This window comes from Micromonospora sp. NPDC049523 (assembly GCF_040676775.1).
Lineage (GTDB): Bacteria > Actinomycetota > Actinomycetes > Mycobacteriales > Micromonosporaceae > Micromonospora_G.
In genome coordinates this window covers 99,677-116,286 of sequence record NZ_JBFAPP010000013.1, presented here as the reverse complement: position 1 = coordinate 116,286, position 16,610 = coordinate 99,677, and the positions used below count along the sequence as shown (strand labels likewise).

The 16,610-nt window shown below is 71.0% G+C and carries 20 protein-coding genes; 11 read left to right on the top strand and 9 right to left on the bottom strand.

The window, feature by feature from the left end; translation table 11 throughout:
- The first annotated feature begins 176 nt into the window (after positions 1-176).
- Both AB0J90_RS21535 and AB0J90_RS21530 read left to right on the top strand, forming a co-directional pair.
- Positions 177-938, top strand: coding sequence for a GPR1/FUN34/YaaH family transporter (locus AB0J90_RS21535; protein WP_363598429.1), 762 nt, complete (start codon positions 177-179; stop codon positions 936-938).
- 63 nt (positions 939-1,001) lie between these two features.
- On the top strand, positions 1,002-2,213 hold the full coding sequence (locus AB0J90_RS21530; protein ID WP_363598427.1) for a GNAT family N-acetyltransferase: 1,212 nt from the start codon (positions 1,002-1,004) through the stop codon (positions 2,211-2,213).
- A 127-nt stretch (positions 2,214-2,340) separates the two neighbouring features.
- Here the strand turns inward: AB0J90_RS21530 and AB0J90_RS21525 are convergent, their stop codons facing one another.
- The 3 genes from AB0J90_RS21525 to AB0J90_RS21515 all read right to left on the bottom strand — a co-directional run bounded on the left by AB0J90_RS21525 (position 2,341) and on the right by AB0J90_RS21515 (position 3,843).
- Positions 2,341-2,922, bottom strand: coding sequence for a dihydrofolate reductase family protein (locus AB0J90_RS21525; RefSeq protein ID WP_363598425.1), 582 nt, complete (start codon positions 2,920-2,922; stop codon positions 2,341-2,343).
- 169 nt (positions 2,923-3,091) lie between these two features.
- On the bottom strand, positions 3,092-3,541 hold the full coding sequence (locus tag AB0J90_RS21520; RefSeq protein WP_363598423.1) for a GNAT family N-acetyltransferase: 450 nt from the start codon (positions 3,539-3,541) through the stop codon (positions 3,092-3,094).
- A 41-nt stretch (positions 3,542-3,582) separates the two neighbouring features.
- On the bottom strand, positions 3,583-3,843 hold the full coding sequence (locus AB0J90_RS21515; protein ID WP_363598421.1) for a Prokaryotic metallothionein: 261 nt from the start codon (positions 3,841-3,843) through the stop codon (positions 3,583-3,585).
- Between the two features lie 158 nt (positions 3,844-4,001).
- Between AB0J90_RS21515 and AB0J90_RS21510 the strand changes: the two genes are divergently transcribed.
- On the top strand, positions 4,002-4,280 hold the full coding sequence (locus AB0J90_RS21510) for an isoamylase early set domain-containing protein (RefSeq protein WP_363598419.1): 279 nt from the start codon (positions 4,002-4,004) through the stop codon (positions 4,278-4,280).
- 87 nt (positions 4,281-4,367) lie between these two features.
- On the opposite strand, the gene msrB is transcribed toward AB0J90_RS21510, so the two are convergent.
- Entirely contained in the window at positions 4,368-4,781 is a 414-nt protein-coding gene (gene msrB, locus AB0J90_RS21505; RefSeq protein WP_363598417.1) for a peptide-methionine (R)-S-oxide reductase MsrB, read from the bottom strand.
- Between the two features lie 66 nt (positions 4,782-4,847).
- Between msrB and AB0J90_RS21500 the strand changes: the two genes are divergently transcribed.
- The 5 genes from AB0J90_RS21500 to AB0J90_RS21480 all read left to right on the top strand — a co-directional run bounded on the left by AB0J90_RS21500 (position 4,848) and on the right by AB0J90_RS21480 (position 8,959).
- Entirely contained in the window at positions 4,848-5,438 is a 591-nt protein-coding gene (locus tag AB0J90_RS21500; protein WP_363598415.1) for a hypothetical protein, read from the top strand.
- A gap of 79 nt (positions 5,439-5,517) precedes the next feature.
- Complete coding sequence (gene ligD / locus AB0J90_RS21495) at positions 5,518-6,555, top strand: non-homologous end-joining DNA ligase (protein WP_363598413.1); 1,038 nt, start codon at positions 5,518-5,520, stop codon at positions 6,553-6,555.
- 390 nt (positions 6,556-6,945) lie between these two features.
- Complete coding sequence (locus tag AB0J90_RS21490) at positions 6,946-7,749, top strand: hypothetical protein (protein ID WP_363598411.1); 804 nt, start codon at positions 6,946-6,948, stop codon at positions 7,747-7,749.
- Between the two features lie 341 nt (positions 7,750-8,090).
- Positions 8,091-8,552: a hypothetical protein gene (locus AB0J90_RS21485; protein ID WP_363598409.1), complete on the top strand. Its 462-nt coding sequence runs from the start codon at positions 8,091-8,093 to the stop codon at positions 8,550-8,552.
- Positions 8,549-8,959 carry a hypothetical protein gene (locus AB0J90_RS21480; protein WP_363598407.1) on the top strand — a complete coding sequence of 137 codons (411 nt, stop codon included), beginning with the start codon at positions 8,549-8,551 and terminating at the stop codon, positions 8,957-8,959. Before AB0J90_RS21485 ends, AB0J90_RS21480 begins: the two co-directional genes overlap by 4 nt.
- Before the next feature lie 36 nt (positions 8,960-8,995).
- Here the strand turns inward: AB0J90_RS21480 and AB0J90_RS21475 are convergent, their stop codons facing one another.
- Together AB0J90_RS21475 and AB0J90_RS21470 are read right to left on the bottom strand one after the other, a co-directional pair.
- Positions 8,996-9,454, bottom strand: a complete 459-nt coding sequence (locus AB0J90_RS21475) for a GNAT family N-acetyltransferase (RefSeq protein WP_363598405.1) — start codon at positions 9,452-9,454, stop codon at positions 8,996-8,998.
- 31 nt (positions 9,455-9,485) lie between these two features.
- Positions 9,486-11,081 carry an alpha/beta hydrolase gene (locus tag AB0J90_RS21470; RefSeq protein WP_363598594.1) on the bottom strand — a complete coding sequence of 532 codons (1,596 nt, stop codon included), beginning with the start codon at positions 11,079-11,081 and terminating at the stop codon, positions 9,486-9,488.
- A 193-nt stretch (positions 11,082-11,274) separates the two neighbouring features.
- On the opposite strand from AB0J90_RS21470, the gene AB0J90_RS21465 reads away from it, so the two are divergent.
- From AB0J90_RS21465 to AB0J90_RS21455, 3 genes are all read left to right on the top strand, one after another.
- On the top strand, positions 11,275-12,342 hold the full coding sequence (locus tag AB0J90_RS21465) for an ATP-dependent DNA ligase (RefSeq protein ID WP_363598403.1): 1,068 nt from the start codon (positions 11,275-11,277) through the stop codon (positions 12,340-12,342).
- A gap of 96 nt (positions 12,343-12,438) precedes the next feature.
- Positions 12,439-12,651: a hypothetical protein gene (locus tag AB0J90_RS21460; protein WP_363598401.1), complete on the top strand. Its 213-nt coding sequence runs from the start codon at positions 12,439-12,441 to the stop codon at positions 12,649-12,651.
- A gap of 67 nt (positions 12,652-12,718) precedes the next feature.
- A complete protein-coding gene (locus tag AB0J90_RS21455; RefSeq protein WP_363598399.1) occupies positions 12,719-13,216 on the top strand; it encodes a DUF1990 domain-containing protein in 498 nt (165 codons plus the stop codon).
- A gap of 10 nt (positions 13,217-13,226) precedes the next feature.
- On the opposite strand, the gene AB0J90_RS21450 is transcribed toward AB0J90_RS21455, so the two are convergent.
- The 3 genes from AB0J90_RS21450 to AB0J90_RS21440 form a co-directional block, all read right to left on the bottom strand.
- Positions 13,227-14,147: a DNA-3-methyladenine glycosylase 2 family protein gene (locus tag AB0J90_RS21450; protein ID WP_363598397.1), complete on the bottom strand. Its 921-nt coding sequence runs from the start codon at positions 14,145-14,147 to the stop codon at positions 13,227-13,229.
- Positions 14,148-14,406: 259 nt separating this feature from the next.
- Complete coding sequence (locus tag AB0J90_RS21445) at positions 14,407-15,423, bottom strand: Pecanex-like protein 1 (RefSeq protein ID WP_363598395.1); 1,017 nt, start codon at positions 15,421-15,423, stop codon at positions 14,407-14,409.
- 29 nt (positions 15,424-15,452) lie between these two features.
- Positions 15,453-16,316: a DUF4142 domain-containing protein gene (locus AB0J90_RS21440; RefSeq protein ID WP_363598393.1), complete on the bottom strand. Its 864-nt coding sequence runs from the start codon at positions 16,314-16,316 to the stop codon at positions 15,453-15,455.
- Between the last annotated feature and the right edge of the window lie 294 nt (positions 16,317-16,610).

Below are 16,610 nucleotides of genomic sequence, written 5' to 3'. Positions count from 1 at the left end.
CAACATATGACCGAAAAAGCTCCCCAAGTCAGCGAGCGCCGACAAGCCGGATCCAGCCCGTGTAATGCCTGGTCCGGTGGGTAGTCGGCAGTCGCCACCGGCCCAGTCGTCCACGGCCAGCCGGCGGCGGCCCAGCCGCGTCAGGCGGTGAGCTCCGCTGGAGAAGGAGTCTGGAGATGTCTCACATGTCACGCCCGGCCCAACCCATGCGCGGCAACGACGGTCATGACGGCCACGACGGGCACGACGGCGAGTTCCAGTTCTGGCGCAACCACGCCACGATCTCGCTGCAACCGGTGGCCGCGCCCTCGATCCTCGGGCTCTTCGGCTTCGCCGCCGCCACCTTCGTCGTCGGCGCGAACCTGGCCGGCTGGTTCGGCAACTCCACGACCCCGCAGTTCCTCTTCCCGTTCGCCGCGTTCCTCGGCGGCCTGGCCCAGTTCCTGGCCGGCATGTGGGCGTACCGGGCGCGGGACGGGCTCGCCACCGCCATGCACGGCATCTGGGGCGCCTTCTGGCTCGCGTACGGGCTGCTCTTCCTGCTGATCGCGATCGGCGTACTGACCCAGCCCACGCCGTTCGTGGCGCTCGGCTACTGGTTCGTCGCGCTCGCCGCCATCACCTGGTCCGGCGCGGCTGCCGCGCTGGCGGTGAACCTCGGACTCGCCGGGGTGCTGATCGCGCTCGCCGGTGGGGCGACCACCTTCGGCGTCGGCCAGATCGCCGACAGCTCCGCCTGGCGGACGACCGGCGCCTGGTTCTTCGTCGTCTCCGCCCTGATCGCCTGGTACGTGGCGACCGCGATGATGCTGGAGGGAACCTACCGCCGGGTCATCCTGCCGATCGGAAAGCGCGGCGGCGTGAACGTACCCGGCCGGGAACCCCGCCAGTCGATCCAGTTCGTCGCCGGGGAGCCGGGCATCAAGGTCGGCCAGTAGTGGCATCCGCTCCGGCGTCGAAACGGGGTTGAACCCGGACGGCGCGCACGCTGGGATGGGGCGATGAAGATCCGCCGATTGGCCAACGAGGAACGCCCCAGCACCAGCTGGCGCCTACAGGAGTACGCGTTCGAGCGGTCGCCGATGCCGCCGGAACAGGCGGCGAAACTCCGCGAGTACCTGCCGTACCACGAGGGCAACGTCACGCTGGTGGTGCAGGACGGGGCCGAGACGCTCGCGGCGGTCAGCATGATCCCGATGCGGCAGAACGTCCGGGGCACCGTACACACGATGGCGGGCGTCTCCGGCGTGGTCAGCCATCCGCTGGCCCGCCGCCAGGGCCACATCCGTACGCTGCTCACCCAGCTCCTCGGCGAGCTGCGCGACGAGGGGTACGCGGTCAGCGCGCTGTATCCGTTCCGCCCCTCCTTCTACGGCCGGTTCGGTTACGCCGCGCTGCCGCACCCGCGTACGGTCAGCTTCTCCCCGGCCGACCTCGGTGGCTGGCTCCGCGCCGACCTGCCGGGGGAACTGCGCTGGCAGCGGATCCGGGACGGCTACGACACCCACCGGGGCTTCACCGAGCGGCTGTTGGCGTCCCGGCACGGCTTCTCCCTCCTGCCCGACTACCGGGACGTCCAGCGCCGCGAGGACGACAAACGCTGGATCGTCAGCGCCCGGCACGACGGCGAGGTGGTCGGCGCGGTCACGTACACGATCGACGGGCACGGCGGCACCCTGCACGCCGACGACCTGCTCACCGTCAGCCCGCTGGGTCGGGCGCTGCTGTTGCAGTTCTTCGCCCGCCACGTCGACCAGGTGGCCCGGATCAGCACGGTCGTCGCCCCCGACGAGACCCCGGAACTCTGGAGTACCGACCTCGCCACCCACACCGAGAGCAGGCTCTCGTTTCCGAGTTCGGTCGCGCCGATGGCCCGGCTGCTCTCGCTCGACGCCCTGCACGGCCTGTCGACCGCCCCCGGCCGGGTACGCGTCGACATCGTCGACGACCCGTTCGTCGCCGGCAGCTACCTGCTCGACGGTGCTGACGGCCGATTGGAGGTCACCCGTGGTTCCGGCTCGGGGTCCGCCGCCACGTCTGCCTCCCCGCCCACCGCCACGCTGACCGCCGCCGGCATCTCCGCTCTGGCCTACGGCGTACTCGACCCGGACGAACTGCCGCTACGCGGCTTCGGCACCGTCCCACGCGAGGCCGCCGCCGAACTCCGCGCCCTCTTCCCCCGTGCCGTCCCCTACCTCTTCAGCGACTTCTAACCCGCCCCTTTTCCCTACCCCTCCCCGCTCCAGCACCCGCACCGATGTAGAGAAAGAGTGGCTATCCCGCCTCGGATAGCCACTCTTTCTCTGTAGGAGTCGCCGCGACCGGCGTCGCGGTGGGTGATCAGCGGCGCACCCCGTAGCGCAGGTGAAGCACCCGGTTGCTCTGGATCACCACGTCAGGATCTTCCAGCAGGTGCTGCGCGGGGACCGACCCGAAGTAGCGCTTGCCGGACCCGAGCACGACGGGTACGACGTCCATGCGTACCTCGTCGATCAGGCCCGCGGCAAGCACCTGGCCACCGACGTCGCCGGCGGCGACCTCGACTATGCGGTCACCCGCAAGCTCCTGCGCCTTGGCCACGGCTGCCTCGACGCCGTCGACGAAGTGGAACGGCGCCTCGGGGTCCCAGCCCTCGGGCGCCGGCCGGTGCGTCACGACGACCACATGGTCGATCCCGCCCGGAGGCTTCCCGTCCCAGCCGTCCGTCAGGTCGAAGACGTGGCGGCCGACAATTGTCACCCCGATCTGGTCCCAGTACGCCCGGGTGTAGTCGTAGGACGTCTGCGACACCTTCACCTCGCCGCTCTCGTCCAACGGGACGTCACCGCCGGACAACCAGTCGAACAGCGGTCCGGGCTGGTCATTCTCGTCGGCGACGAAGCCGTCCACCGACACCGAGCTGTACATGACCACCTTGCCCACGGGGCTCTCCTCTGCTTGGGGTGCCCCCAAATTAGCGTGCCGTGAGCTGTCGCTCTGGTACGAAATGCCGCCGGAATTCGACGTACCGGGTCGGCGGGGTCAGCGGATGAGTCCGGTGGTCGATGTCCGTCATCGGGCACGGCAGAACTCGCCCCGACACCTTCGCGGCTCAGCCGGGGACGCGGCGCATGGGGAGGTGGGGGATGCCGTCCTCGACGTACTCCGGGCCGGTGGGGGAGTAGCCGTAACGGGCGTAGAAACCCGCGAGGTGCGCCTGCGCCTCCAGCACGCTCGTCCGGGCGCCGATCACGGCCAGCGCCTCGGTCATCAGCCGCCCGGCGTGGCCGTCGCCGCGTGCCTGCTTGGCCACCACGACCCGGCCGATCCGTTCCACGCCGTCCGGGTCGGCCAGGATCCGGAGGTACGCCACCGGCACCCCGTCCTGCTCCAGCCATAGGTGCCGGGTGCCGGGCTCCACGTCCCGCCCGTCCAACTCCGGGTACGGGCACTCCTGCTCGACCACGAACACGTCGATCCGCAGCCGGAGCAGGTCGTGCAGCGTACGGGCGCTGAGGTCGGCGAACGAGGCGAGGTGGAGGGTGCTCTGCCGCGGATGCATCCCGCGATCGTATGCGGGTGTCCGTCAACCGATCATGGGGGTCAGGCGGGGTGGGCGCCGACGGTGTCCTTGATCGCGGCGCCGCGGTCGCCCTCGACGGCGCGGGCGCAGTGCGCGCAGCAGAAGAAGCGGCCGGACACCTCCACGCCGTGCCCGACGATCCGGACCTGACAGTGTTCGCAGATCGGCGCGAGGCTCTGGATCGCGCATTCGAACGAGTCGAACGTGTGCGAGTCGCCGCTCACCGTCCGTACCTCGAACGCCAGCCAGTAGTCGTTGCCGCAGACTTCACAGGTTGCCATGACAATCCCCCCGTTTCGGACACTGCATCCAGCTTGACGGGATGGACCGGCGAAGGCGGCCGAAACCGGTAAAACGGGCCCGCCACTCGTCCGCCGGCTGGCCCGTTGAACCGGGCAGCGGATGACATCACCGCAGGCCAGTGGGCTGGAGGGGCGAAATGATCAAACGGAACCGACTGTTCGGGAACCAGACCCGGGTGACCTTCTCGCTGCCGAAGGACGCGCCCACCGGCACGGTGAGTGTGGTCGGCTGCTTCAACGGGTGGGAACCCGGTCGGCACGAGCTGGTCCCGCGCCGGGACGGCAGTCGTACGGTGACGGTCCGGCTCGCTCCCGGTGAATACCGGTTCCGCTACCTGGCCACCGGAGGGATCTGGCTCGACGACGACCAGGCCGACCAGGTGGACCAGCAGGGCGGCCGGCTGCTGCTGCGCTGAAGCCGGGCTCGGCCGCCACGAGCGCCTACGGCCCAACTCTGCCGGGACGGCCGCCGCTTGACGGCCGTCCGCCGGAATCAGGGTCGGTCAGTGTACGTCGTTCGGGTCGAGCCGCATCGACACCGAGTTGATGCAGTACCGGGCGTCGGTCGGGGTGAAGCCCTCGCCGTCGAACCGGTGTCCGAGGTGGGAGTCGCAGTTGGCGCACCGCACCTCCACCCGGACCATGCCCATGGAGCGGTCTTCTATGTAGCGGATCGCGCCGGGCAGGGCCTGGTCGAAGCTCGGCCAGCCGCAGTGCGAGTCGAACTTCGTGTCACTGGCGAAAAGTTCCGCGTCGCAGGCGCGACAGCGATATGTCCCCGGAGTCTTGGTTTCGACGTATTCGCCGGTCCAGGCCCGCTCGGTCCCGGCCTGGCGCAGCACCCGGAACTCCTCGGGCGACAGGCGTACCCGCCACTCGTCCTCCGTACGGGGAAGCTCCTTCTTGTCAAGAGTCATACTCCAACGGTACGACGGCCGCCGAACGGCTGATTACCAACTGCCCACGACGATCGTTGGAAGGGCATGCGGGCGGCCACCAGGCCGGGCGGGGACCAGGACGGCAAGCATCAGCTAGCGGTGCTGGCCAGTTTCCGGCCGACCTGGCGCCAAGCGATTGTCAGCGGGCTCTGGGCCGGCGTCGTGGGCACGATAGTGCTCGCCGCGTCGGCGGTGACCGGGCCGACCCTGCTGGCCGTACTCGTGGGTGGGACCTGGAACCTGCGCGCCCCGCCGCAGTCCGTCCTGGTGGCGGTGCTGGTGCCGGTGCCGCTCGGCCTGATCTACGGCCTGGCCGTCCGGCGCCGGATCGGGGTCCGCCTGGACGAACTGGGCGTACGCAGCGTCCCGCTCGGGCTGGACGGCTTCGCGCCCTGGCGGCTGGTCGTCGACATCCGGGCGGAACGCCGCCACGGACGCACCCTGGTCGCGGTCTACCTGCACAGCGGCGCCACCCTGCGGCTGCGCGCACCCTACGACGGGGCGCTCGGCCGGGATCCGAAGTTCGAGCGCAAACTCTTCCTGATCTGCCACGTCTGGGAGACCCACCGGGACTGGCGGGTGCCGGCCTGCACCCCCGAACCGAGAGCGGGCGACGCGACCGACGACGGAACCTGAGGTTGCGGCGAGCCGAAGTATCGGCCCGGACCGGCCCGCCGGGGCCGTGCGGGGCCCGCGGTTGGCATATGGTCGCGGCATGGTTGGCAGCGCGAAGGCAGCGGCCGTCGAGGTCGAGGTGGCGGGACATCAGGTACGGCTGAGCAGCCCGGACCGGATCATGTTCCCGAGCCGCGGCTACACGAAGAAGGACGTCTTCGACTACTACCTCTCCGTCGGCGACGGGATCATGCAGGCGCTGGGATCGCGTCCCACCACCCTGCAGCGCTTCCCCGACGGCATCGAGGGGGAGATGTTCTTCCAGAAGCGGGTGCCGGCCCGGGGCGTACCGCCGTGGATCCAGACCGCGGAGATCAAGTTCCCCAGCGGTCGTACCGCCGACGAGCTCTGCCCGGCGGACCTGGCCCACGTCGCGTGGGCCGCGCAGATGGGCACCGTGGTCTTCCATCCCTGGCCGGTACGGGCCGCCGACGTCGACCGCCCGGACGAACTGCGGATCGACCTCGACCCGCAGCCGGGCACCGACTTCGCCGACGCGGTGACGGTGGCCGGCGAGGTCCGCGCCCTGCTCGACGAACTCGGCGCGACCGGCTGGCCGAAGACCTCCGGTGGTCGCGGCGTGCACGTCTACCTGCGGATCGAGCCCCGCTGGACCTACACCGAGGTACGCCGTGCCGTGATCGCCTTCGCCCGCGAGATCGAGCGGCGCCGGCCCGACCTGGCCACCACCGCGTGGTGGAAGGAACAGCGGGGCGAGAAGGTCTTCCTGGACTACAACCAGATGGCCCGCGACCGGACCATCGCCTGCGCGTACTCGCTGCGCGCCAACGCGCGGGCCACCGTCTCCACCCCGGTCACCTGGGACGAGCTGCCCGACGTGGAGCCGGACGACTTCGACCTGCGCACGGTCCCGCCGAGGGTGGCGAAGATCGGCGACCCGCACGCCGGGATGGACGAGGCACCCTGGGACATCAGCCCGCTGCTGGAGTGGGCGCAGCGCGATGACCGGGACGGCTCGGGCGACCTGCCGTACCCGCCGGACCACCCGAAGATGCCGGGCGAGCCGAAGCGCGTCCAGCCCAGCCGGGCCCGTCAGACCGACGGGAAATCCGAATAACGACGGGTTGGCCGACCTGGTTGCGGCTCGGCGTGATCGCAAAATGTGCCATCCTTCCCGCCGGCACGAAACCGCAGGTCAGGGTGGTCGTTGCTTAGGGTGACGACGTTGTCGGCAGGTGGTTTCGGACGGAGTGATGTCCCCCCTGGCCGGCCCGCACCGGGACCGGTGTGAGGCACCCGTCGGCACGTCGGCCGGGCAATGCGGCCCGGCACCGGTCGGCCAACGCGGACCGATCGGAGGAGTCCTCGCCACGTCGAGGAGATCATCGAACAAGCAGACCACGAACCGGCCATTCGACCTCTCGGGCGGGCACCGCTCGCCGCCGCCGGCGGTACGCCCCACCCTGCCCACGAACAGGTCGGTACGTGTTCGGGAAGCGGTGCCTACATGGCCACGCAGGCAGAATTCAACGCCGATCCCTGGGTACGTCGCGAGATCGTCACCGCCGAGCTGGACTGGCTCGGGGACGAACTGTGCCGGCGTACCGGTCGCCCCCGCGCCGCCGCGGGAAGCAAGGGCGACTACCTGCACCTCAGGGGTGCACACCGATCGCAGGAATTCGTGGAGAAGAGTCCACTCTGCACTAATCGCACGTACACCACCCAGACCGGGCTGACCGCCGAACAACTACGGCACGTCGCCGGGTTCGACTTCACCCCCGGTGCCACCGAACCCATGATCGCCCAGTCGAAGCGGCTGCTCACCGCGATGAAGGCCGGTGTGTTGGAGGAGGTCCGGGAGATCTACTGCAACGTCGACGGCGACAAGGTGGTGGACGGCTGGGACAACGTACGCAACGTGTCGGCCACCTCGGACAGCTCACACCTGTGGCACTGGCACCTGAGCCTCGACCGGCGCCGCTGCGCCGACCGCCCACTGATGGAGCGGATCCTCTCGATCGCGCTCGGAGACCCACCGAAGGATGAGGAAAGCGACATGATGACCCCGGCGCAGGATGGTGCGTTGTCCGTGGCCTGGCAGGCCACCGACGCGCTGCTCGACATGCAGGAGACCACGGACGGCGGCGGTCGGGAGATGCGCTTCGTCCGTGAGTTCAACCAGCTCCGTCGCGACGTCACGGCCGTGTTGAAGTTCCAGTCGGAGGCGGCGGTCAAGCCGACGCCGATCGACTACGACAAGCTGGCCGAGGCCATGCTGCGACGGATCGCGACCACCTCGCGCACGACCTGACCACTGCTCGCGGGGTAGCCGGATCCGCCCCGCGCGCCGACGGTCCGCCGTGTTCGGCGGCGGATCGGGCGGCGTCCCCAGGGCGGCGGGCCGGCTGTCCGACGCACCCCGGCCCGGCCCGCCGCCCACCCGCCGATCGACGCCCACCCACCGCTCTGAGCTGCTGAAACGCGACACAGGGCGGATCGGTGCAGGCTCGTCGGCCGTGCTACCACTTGATCCCAGGGGGCAATCATGATGCGTACCGCCCACCGCTCGCGCGGGCACACCTCGACCGACCACAACCGACCCGACCGCGTCTCGACGTGTTGCCGCCGGCCCCGATCGCGGGGGAGTTCACCATGCGCCCCGTAATGATCGTCTCGGGCCGGCATCCGTTCGAGGTGACCCTGTTGCTGGCCGCGATCGTCTGTGGCGCGGGCCTGCTGCTCGCCGACGCCCGGCCGCGGTCGGTGACCGTCGCGATGCCGACGGCCGTACAGGCGACCTGGGAGGTGGGACTGATCATCGCTGGCGTGGCCGGTCTGGTCGGCATCACTTGGCGCGGCCAGCTCTCCACCGGTCTGGGCGTGGAACTCGGCGCCATCGTCCTGTTCGGCACCTTCTCCGCGATGTACTCCCTCGCCGTGTTGGCCATCACCGGCCTCACCGGCCTGACCGCGGGCACCTTCGTCGGTGCCGTCGCCGTCGCCTCGTACTGGCGCTGCTACCAGATCGTCCGTGACCTTCGTCAACTGGCGGGGGTCGGCACCACCTGCACCGTCGTCGAAGTCCCCCTGCTGATAAAGGAAGATTCGTCGTGATCACCGCCGCCGAACCCCCGTCGGCCGGTCCGCCCTGGATCCAGATCCTGCTCTCCGTGGTGGGACTGCTGGGTGGCACCGGCGGGGTGACCGCAATCGCCACCGTCGCACTGCAACGACGCAAGTTCCGGGCCGACGCCGCCGAGGTGCTGACCGACACCGCCCTGACCCTGGTCGACCCGCTCAAGACCCGGGTGGGTGAGTTGGAGGCGGAGATCCAGCGGGCTCGACGGCAGGCCGCGGTCGCCAGCCGGGAGATTCGGGAACTGCGCGACGCGGTCCAGGAGTTGACCGCCCTCATCCGTCGGTGGCAGCGTGCGATCTTCGCCGCGGACGCCACCATCGAGCGGCTGCGGGAGTACATCCTCGCCAGTGAGTCCGGTGGTCCCGGCTCCCGGATCCCTTGACTCCGGCCGCCCGTGGCGGCCTGCGACATGTGCTGACTACAGCGAGAGTTTCAAACCCTCGTGGCTGGCCCGGAAACCCAGCCGGGCGTAGAAACGCTGCGCCGCCGTACGTTGTTTGTCAGTGGTCAGTTGGACCAGCCCGCAGCCGCGTTCCCGGGCCTGCTCCACTGCCCAACCGATCAGCAGTTGGCCGAGGCCGCTGCCCCGGCGGTCGGCGCGTACCCGTACGCCTTCGATCTCGGCGCGCTCGGCACCGCCGCGGGTGAGCGACGGGATGAAGGTGAGCTGCAACGTGCCGACCACCTCGCCGCCCTGCTCGGCCACGACCAGCACGTTGCGCGGGTCGGCGTCGATCGCCTCGAACGCCGCCCAGTAGGCGGCGTCGGTCCCCTCGCCGACCATCTCCCGGGTGGCGCCGAGTTCGTCGTCGGCGAGCAGCGCCACGATCGCCGGTACGTCGGTTCGCCGGGCGGCCCGGAAACTGGTCTGCGTCACACCGGCCAGCCTGACACAGCCCGTCACGGGGTCAGCGGGGCGGACAGCGCAGGCCGGCGGCCGGCACGGTGAGGTCGAGCAGGTACGCGTCCACCGCCCGGGTGATGCACGCCGTCTGCGGGTAGGCGGTGTGCCCCTCGCCCTCCCAGGTCAGCACCTTGCCGACGCCGAGCATGCCGGCCAGTTTCGGCGTCTGTGCGTACGGGGTGGCCGGGTCGCCGGTGGTGCCGACCACCAGGATCGGTGGTGCCCCGGTCGCCGCCCCGGTCGGGTACGGGTCCCGCTGCCCCGGCCAGTACCGGCAGCTCAGCAGACCCACCGCCAGCGGCGCACCGAACAGCGGGTACTTCGTCCGCCACTGCGACTGGAGTTCACGGATCCGGGCCAGGTCGGGGACGCTGTCCTCGTCCGCGCAGTTGATCGCCAGGTTCGCGTCGAACAGGTTGGAGTAGTGACCGTCGGCGGTGCGCTCGGCGTACGAGTCGGCCAGCTCGAACACCTGGGTCGGGTCGCCGGCGGCCAACTCGTCGATCCCCTTGGCCAGCTCCTCCCAACCGGACTCGGTGTAGAGCGAGGAGATCACCGCGTACATCACCCAGCCGCCGGTGGCGGTCCGGCCGTTGCGTCCGCGTACCGGGGAGATGTCCGCCTTGGCCAGCGCGTCGGTCACCGCGCCGCGTGCGTCCGGCGCGATCGGGCAGCGCGCGGGTGTGCGCGCGCACCACTGGGTGAAGTTGGTGAACGCCAGCTCGAACCCCTTGGCCTGGCTCTCCGAGCCGGCCACCACGTCCTGTTCCGGGTCGACCGCGCCGTCGAGCACCAGCGCCCGGATGTTGCGCGGGAAGAGCTGGGCGTACGTCGCGCCGAGCAGCGTCCCGTACGAGTAGCCGAGGTACGTCGTCTTCTCGTCGCCCACGGCCGCCCGGATCGCGTCCATGTCCCGGGCCGCCTGCTCGGTGGAGAAGAGGCGGAGCTGGTCGCCGTACTTGTCGCCGCACTCCTCGCCGATCCGCTGCGACAGCGCCACCGCGGCGTCGAACTCGGCCTGGGTCTGCGGGTCGGGGTCGTACCCGAAGTTCGAGTCCAGGTCGGCGTCGGAGATGCACTTGACCGGGCTGGACCGGGACACCCCGCGCGGGTCGAAGCCGACCAGGTCGAACCGTTCGGTGATGTCGTCGGGCAGGCCGCCGAAGGCGGACCCGAAGGAGAGGTAGACGGCGGTGTCCACGCCGGAGCCGCCCGGCCCACCGGGGTTGATCAGCAGCGAGCCGATCCGGTCGCGCTGTTTGGTCGAGCGGACCCGGATCAGGGCGATGTCGAAGGTCGCGCCGGCTCCGCCGGGAGTCGCGGTGGCGCCCGCGCTGGCACCGGCCGCCTGCCAGTCCCGGGGTACGGCGATCGTGGCGCAGTCGTAGCGCATGTCCGGTGCGCTCCGGCCGACGAGTTCCTTCGGCGTCTCCGGGCAGGGCTGCCAGTTCGCCGCGGCGCCGACCGGCCCGGCCGGTACGCGCTCCGAGTCGCCGTCCGTACGCGGTGCGAAGACCGGCAACGTGCAGCCGCTCAGCACCAGGGTGGCGGCGACGGCGGCGGCGAGCGCCCGCCAACGTCGGGTAAACCTGCGGCGCAGCGGTGGGCGGGGCGTGCTGGTCACCAGAGGTCCTCCCGATCGGCTCACCGGCCAGGCTACGCGGTCGTCCGCGTACCGGATCGCCGGTCACCGTGCTCCGACCGCGGTCCTCCTGATCTCCGATACCATCCGCCCGGCCGGCGCGCCGATGATTTCGTGGACACGGCCACACCGCAGCGGGGACGATGGCCGCATGGATCTACCGGTGATGCCACCCGTCGCGCCCATGCTCGCCAAGCCGATCGCGGACATCCCCGCCGGGCAGCTCTACGAACCGAAGTGGGACGGTTTCCGGTCCGTCATCTTCCGCGACGGCGACGAGGTGGAGATCGGTAGCCGCAACGAGAAGCCGATGACCCGCTACTTCCCCGAGATCGTCGAGGCCGTACGGGCGAACTTCCCGGCCCGCGCGGTCATCGACGGCGAGATCATCGTCGCCGACACGGACCGGAACACCCTCGACTTCGAGGCGTTGCAGCAGCGCATCCACCCCGCCGCCAGCCGGGTGAAGCTGCTCGCCGAACAGACCCCGGCCAGCTTCGTCGCCTTCGACCTGCTGGCACTCGGCGACGACGACCTCACCGACCGGTCGTTCGCGCAGCGGCGCGAGCTGCTGGAGCGTTGCCTCGCCGATGCGAAACCGCCGATCCACGTCACCCCGGTCACCGAGGACGAGGCGACCGCCCGGCGGTGGTTCGAGGAGTTCGAGGGCGCCGGACTCGACGGCCTGATCGCCAAGGATCCCGGGCTGACGTACCAGCCGGACAAGCGGGTCATGACGAAGATCAAACACAAGCGCACCGCGGACTGCGTGCTCGCCGGCTACCGGGTGCACAAGTCAGCCGACAACAGGATCGGCTCGCTGCTGCTCGGCCTCTACGACGACCGTGACGTACTCGTCTCGGTCGGGGTGATCGGCGCCTTCTCCATGGCCGTACGGGAGGAACTGTTCGTCGAGTTGCAGCCACTGGTCACCTCGATGGACGGGCACCCGTGGAACTTCGCCGCGCACGAGCAGGGCGAACGCACCCCGCGCAAGAACGAGGTGAGCCGGTGGAACGCCGGCAAGGACCTCTCCTTCGTGCCGCTGCGCCCCGAGCGGGTGGTCGAGGTCCGCTACGACTACATGGAGGGCGTGCGGTTCCGGCACACCACCCAGTTCGAGCGCTGGCGACCGGACCGGGACCCGCGCACCTGCACCTACGCCCAGCTCGAACGGGCGGTGCGGTTCAACCTGGCCGACGTGCTGACCAGCCGGTGACCTGTCCCTCCCGTCACCGGCGCCCCGGCTGCCCCTCCAGCCTCGTCCTGACCCGGGCGGGTCGGCGTTTTCGCAGGTCAGGGCTATGTTCGCCGGGTGCGAGGTTGGGTTTGCGTCTGCTGCGGGCGGTGGCAGGTGAGTGTCGAGCGGATCCAGGGGCGGTACCTGTACCGGCTGGTGCGGTGCTATCCGGCCGAGGTCGGCGGGGGCCGGAACGTGCTGGGCGAGGTGGCGACCGTCGACGCGCTCGACCGGCTGCTGCGGGCCCGTACCCCGCTCACCCTGGCGGACCTGCGCGAGGCAGCCTGAGGCGTACGCGGATGATCCCGGCCGGGTCGTACCCCGCCGAGCTGACTGCGGCGGGAGGTCGGCCGGGATGGACGCACTGACGTACGACGAGGTCGGCGCGACCCGTACCGGCCGGCTTCCGCCGGGTTACCGGCACCTGCGGTACCGCACCTCGATCGGCCGGGTGGACCTCGCGGCGGCCGGCGAAGCCGTACTCGACTGGCGGCTGCACCGGGCCGCCGGGGTCAGGATCGAGGCGTCCGAACCCCGCGCGGCCGAGGGCGTCACCGTGGTCTCCGGGCTCGGTCTCGGCCCGCTGCGGCTGCACGCGCCCTGCCGGGTGGTGTGGGCGGTGGCCGACGGGTCGCGCGCCGGCTTCGGCTACGGCACCCTGCCCGGCCATCCGGCCCGGGGCGAGGAGGCGTTCCTGGTCGAGCGGGACGACCGGGGCGAGGTCTGGTTCAGCGTCACCGCGTTCAGCCGCCCGGCCGGCTGGTTGATGGCCGCCGCCGGGCCGTTCGGGGTGGCCTTCCAGCACCTGTACGCCCGGAACCTCGCCGCCGCCCTGCGCCGCCTCACCCGCTGACGGGCAGCGGTCAGAAGCGGGCGAAGGAGCGGATCGGCATCCGGGGCCCGAAACGGGGTGCCTGTACGCCGGCAGCCGCCAGCAGTACGCACACCCGCCCGCGATGTCCCCGGAACGGCTCCAGCAGCTCGAGCATCCGGGCGTCGTCCGCCCGCGCCTGCCCGGCCAGCGCCCAGGCGACCGTGTTCGGGATGTGGTAGTCACCGACGCTGACCGCGTCGGCGTCGCCGTACCCGATCCGGACGACCTCGGCGGCGGTCCACGGTCCGATGCCGGCGATGGCGGTCAGCCGCCGGGTGGCCTCGGCCGAGTCCGCGCACCGCTCCAGCCGGTCCGCGACCGCGGCGGCCCGGCGCAGGGTGTCGGCCCGCCGTTGCTCCACCCCGAACGGGTGGAACACCCAGTACGGCGCCGCCGCGACGTCGGCCGGGTCCGGTGGTGCCCAGAGCGACGCCAGCGGCCCGGGGGCCGGGGTGCCGAAGTGCCGGACGGTGGCGGCGTAGCCCCGGAAGGCCTCCTTGCCGGTGACCTTCTGCTCCATGATCGTGCGCAGCAGCCGGGGGAAGACCTGCCCGGTGGCGGGCAGCCGTAGTCCGCGGTGCACGTGCGCGAGTTCGGCCACCACCGGGTGCCGGGCGGCGAGTTCGGCAAAGCCGGTGAGGTCGTCGCGGAGCCCGGCGACCGCGTCGGCCCGCTCCACCACCCAGTCGGCGCCGGGTCCGTAGCCGGTGGCCAGCAACTCCCCACCGGTACGCCGCAGCGCCAGCGTCGCCGGCCCCTGCGGGGTACGGGTGGCCCACCAGAACGCCCCGTCCGCGAACCGGGCACAGGGGTCGTGTCCGCCCATCGCGAGTAGCCCGACCGAGGCGGCGAGCGCGTAGCCGTCGGGCGGACGGATCGTCCGCGTCGCCGTCGGCCCGGTCTCGGTCACCGGCCCACTCTAGGACACCGCGACGGACAGGCACCGGGACGCCCGTGCGCGTCCCGGTGCCTGTCCTACCCGGAGCAGGTCAGCTGTCCTGGCTGGTGGGGCCGTCCTTCCTGTCCGTCCGCATGGTCGCCGGACCAGCTGTGGGGGATGGTTGGGGACCTGTGACACACCGAGGGTGGAGGGGACCGTCGTCGGTGTGCCCGCGCCTGCTCCGGGAAGTCCCGCCCCCGGCGCCGGGATCGGCGCCGGGGGAGCCGGATCACCTGGTGACGGTCACCCGCACCACGTCGAAGGCCGGGATCTGGTTGGCCCGCTGCATCATCGGCACCCGGTGCGAACCGTCGCCGGCCCAGGAGGCGCACTGTGCCTCGCCAGCGGCCGGCAGGCCGGGCACGGTCACCGTGACCTCGTCGGCCTGGGCGCCGCCCTTGCCGTCCTCGGTGGCGACGAAGAACGCGGGGACCGGCGCCGGGTCGGGCGCGGCCCGGTCGCTGGTCAGCATCCGGCAGGCGGTGTGGAAGTGGCCGCGGACCAGCCCGTCCTCGTTCAGGAACGAGCTTTCCTTGTAGTAGCCGCCCTGGCCGGCCGCGAGGAACCGGTCCCGGACCAGGTTGCGGGTGCTGACCCGGATGGTGAACGACTGGTTCACCCGTACCCGGCGCGGCGCGTTGGTGATCAGCAGCGAGGGGTTGTCCTCGGCCGTGGCAACCTCACCGAACTCGGTGCTGACGCAGCGGTCGCCGTTCTGGAAGCCGTCGTGCGGCTGCTTCTGGCTCTGCTCGCAGCTGTTGCCGAGGATCTCCAGCGGGGCACCCGGGTTGGCCGGGTTGCCGACCGGGGGAGCGGCGGTCGTCGTACCGGGGCGGGGGGTGCAGTTGCGGCCCCGGTTGCGGTCCTGCTGGCGGTTCTGCGCTCCGGCGATCGGTGCTTCCTGGCCGTCGCCGGGGTGCTGGATGGCACCGTGGTCGTGGTACGCCGCGGCCGGGTTCGCCGGGTTCGGTGCGCTGCCGCTCGGGGCGGCGCCACCGGGGCTCAGCGTCGCCGCCGGAGCGCTCGCGCCGGGTGAGGCGCTCGCCGGGGGCTGTTGAGCCGCGCTGGTCGCCGGTGGGCATGGCGCGCCTCTACCGCGCCAGTTCGTGCCCGCCGACGAGACCTGGGTGACCGCGACGATGCCGCCGAAGACGACGACGGTGGCGATGACGGCGATCAGCCGGGTACGGCGGGGCGGGCGGGGCGACCGGCGTTGCCGGGCGTTACGGGCGGGGGTGTCGTACACGTGGAGCCACCTCTTCCTTCGAGGGTTGATCAGCGAGGGCGGATCAGGCGGACCATGCTGTAGGCGCCGGCGATCAGCGCGGCCAGCAGCACGAGCCAGACGACGGTCGGGTTGATGCCGCCGGTGGCGGCGCGGGTGTCGACGCCGCTGAGCAGCGAGCCGGTGCCGACTGCCGCTGCCGCGGCCGCCCCGGGGGCGGGCGCCGGAGGCAGCGGGAGGGATTCGTAGTCGACCAACCCGGTGCTCTCCAGCAGCGTGATATGGGTCAGTACGAACGCGTTGGCCTGTGCGGCGAGCTCACGGACCACTTCGTTGCGGGTGCCGGCCCGGACGGCGCCGATGGCCGGGAAGATCTTGCCGTGGGCGGCCCGGAGCCGGTCCACGAAGACCAGGTCGAACTGGGGGCCGGAGGCGCGCTGCATCTCGGCGAGCCAGCCCTTTTGTTCGGGCGTCGGTTCGGTCGGCAGCGGCACGCCCAGCTTCGCCGCGGCCTTGTTCACCAGGTCGTCCAGCGTCATGTGCTGGGGGCCGATCTTCCCGCCGACCTCCTTGACCTTCGCCGAGGCGCCCTTGGCCACCGCCATGTCGCTGGCCGGCATCTCCCAGAGCCCGGCCAGCTTCACCTTGACCAGCAGGTCCCGGTCGGCCGGACCGACCGGCCCGGCGACGGACGGCTTGCCCGGCAGCTCGGCGAGCGGGTTCGGCACCTCGCCACTGACCGGGGCGCCCGACGAGTGCGGGACCGGGGCCTGCACCGGCTGGCCGGTGAGTGGGGCGGCAACGGCCGCCATCGGCGCGACGAGGACACCACCGAGCAGGGCGCCGGCAATTCCGGTGATCATCGTCACCGGCCAGTTCGACCGGCGCCGCGAACGAGGCAGTGCGGTCAACATCGGCTCACCTCCCCTGACAATCAGCAAATTTTCGACTGCCCGGAAACCGTACGGATCGTATTGTCCGGTCGTCAATCCGGGGTCAACAAGATAGGGAATTCTTAGGTCTTACTTAAGTGGAACTTATGTCGGCGAAGGTCAACCCCGGACATCGTCCGTTCGGCCGATGGGTACGGTTCAATGCCCAGGCCACAACGTTGGTCAGGGTCGCCTTGACTTTTGCGCCCAGGTCACCATACTGGCTGGTAGCCCGGAATGATATAGACACCTACCGCCGGGTTGGTGCCATCGGAA

Excerpts from the sequence above, each read along its gene's own strand:
- AB0J90_RS21535 (WP_363598429.1), top strand. The coding sequence starts at position 177 with ATGTCTCACATGTCACGCCCGGCCCAACCCATGCGCGGCAACGACGGT.
- AB0J90_RS21530 (WP_363598427.1), top strand. The coding sequence starts at position 1,002 with ATGAAGATCCGCCGATTGGCCAACGAGGAACGCCCCAGCACCAGCTGG.
- AB0J90_RS21520 (WP_363598423.1), bottom strand. The coding sequence starts at position 3,541 with ATGCATCCGCGGCAGAGCACCCTCCACCTCGCCTCGTTCGCCGACCTC.
- AB0J90_RS21515 (WP_363598421.1), bottom strand. The coding sequence starts at position 3,843 with ATGGCAACCTGTGAAGTCTGCGGCAACGACTACTGGCTGGCGTTCGAG.
- AB0J90_RS21510 (WP_363598419.1), top strand. The coding sequence starts at position 4,002 with ATGATCAAACGGAACCGACTGTTCGGGAACCAGACCCGGGTGACCTTC.
- msrB (WP_363598417.1), bottom strand. The coding sequence starts at position 4,781 with ATGACTCTTGACAAGAAGGAGCTTCCCCGTACGGAGGACGAGTGGCGG.
- AB0J90_RS21500 (WP_363598415.1), top strand. The coding sequence starts at position 4,848 with ATGCGGGCGGCCACCAGGCCGGGCGGGGACCAGGACGGCAAGCATCAG.
- ligD (WP_363598413.1), top strand. The coding sequence starts at position 5,518 with ATGGTTGGCAGCGCGAAGGCAGCGGCCGTCGAGGTCGAGGTGGCGGGA.
- AB0J90_RS21490 (WP_363598411.1), top strand. The coding sequence starts at position 6,946 with ATGGCCACGCAGGCAGAATTCAACGCCGATCCCTGGGTACGTCGCGAG.
- AB0J90_RS21485 (WP_363598409.1), top strand. The coding sequence starts at position 8,091 with ATGCGCCCCGTAATGATCGTCTCGGGCCGGCATCCGTTCGAGGTGACC.
- AB0J90_RS21465 (WP_363598403.1), top strand. The coding sequence starts at position 11,275 with ATGGATCTACCGGTGATGCCACCCGTCGCGCCCATGCTCGCCAAGCCG.
- AB0J90_RS21455 (WP_363598399.1), top strand. The coding sequence starts at position 12,719 with ATGGACGCACTGACGTACGACGAGGTCGGCGCGACCCGTACCGGCCGG.
- AB0J90_RS21440 (WP_363598393.1), bottom strand. The coding sequence starts at position 16,316 with ATGTTGACCGCACTGCCTCGTTCGCGGCGCCGGTCGAACTGGCCGGTG.